The sequence below is a fragment of the Parashewanella sp. 2210YD4-3 genome (assembly GCF_056591735.1).
Genome location: NZ_JBWQOG010000030.1, coordinates 1 through 1,246, shown reverse-complemented (window position 1 = coordinate 1,246; position 1,246 = coordinate 1). Strand labels below are relative to the sequence as shown.

At 49.9% G+C, this 1,246-nt stretch carries 1 protein-coding gene; it reads right to left on the bottom strand.

Annotated features, from left to right (window positions below):
- Nucleotides 1-1,246: Ig-like domain-containing protein (locus AC1EU0_RS19155; RefSeq protein WP_480304373.1), on the bottom strand; the 1,246-nt coding region annotated here is incomplete at both ends.

The following is a 1,246-nucleotide window of genomic DNA, read 5'->3' as shown; positions in this document are numbered from 1 at the left end:
TTGGCTCAAGTCGCCATCACCATCTACGATGGTGAAGTGGAAGTCTAAATCACCATCCGTTGGCGTTTGGATGTGATGGTATTGAGTGAATTCCCAACGTCCTTCGCTTTGATTGAGCACAAATTTAAAGATTTCGGTGCCATCTTCCGCTTTCCCTATGATGGTGTTGCCATCGAGATATTGTGAGATGTTTTGACCGTCCACCGTTTTTAGGCCGGTTTCTTGCGTCGGTTGCAAAATCAGGCTGCCTTCGCCATCAGCGCCCCACTCTATGGTGAATTCACTGGCGGCTAAACCAATCGGCTCACCCGGCAGCGCATTCACCTCAAGCACATCCACCGCGGTCGCGGTATAGTCGGCCGCACTGTCATCTTCTATCACCACAAAGAAGCTACCCGTGTCGACATTACCTTCGCTGTCAGTCACCGTAACACTAAAGTTCGGCGATTCAACGTCTTCAACGTTGGTTTGTTCATGGTCTAATGGCTGCAGTAAGGTGACATCGTACGTCCAGGTTCCACCTGTTGTGTTCGCTGGCGCATTGAGCTTGATGGTCATCACTTGATTATTGTTTGAGTCGCTACCGGTATAACCAATCAAGGTTTGGCTCGACGCATCCCATTGCCAGTTAACCGCATTGCCACCTGAGGTAAGGCTCACATCAGGACCACCCAGTTGCACCGTAAGCGCATCACCGTCCACATTGGTCAGAACAATTTCACCGGAGTCAGTCACACTGTTGGTTTGGTCAATGACGCCTTCATCATCCGGAAGGCCATTTACGAGTCCTTCTTCTGAGACATAGGTTCCGGTGGTCCAAATGTTCACTGGATCGTTCACTGGCGTCACTGTGATATCTAAGGTACTAGATGCCCCCGAACTCAGCACGTAAGTAATGGTTGGTACGCTACCGTTCCAATTCGGAAGCGGATCAAAGCGATAATCCCCTGTACTGCTGATAGTGATACTGCCGACTCCAATATCTATAATGTCTCCAGCACCGTGACTGTTACCGTTTACCTCAAAGCTGACTACACTTCGTGGCTCTGCGACGTCATCGTCATTGTCCAATACGTTGCCGATGGCTGGATTATCTTCGGCAACCGTATTGCTATCAGGGGTTGGATCATCAACTGGTGTTACCGTGAGTGTTAAGGTCGAGCTGTCTTCGACACCCTCGGTATCGGTTAGCAGATAAGTAATGACTGGAACTGCACCGTTGTAATCAGCCGCCGGCTCAAAGCTA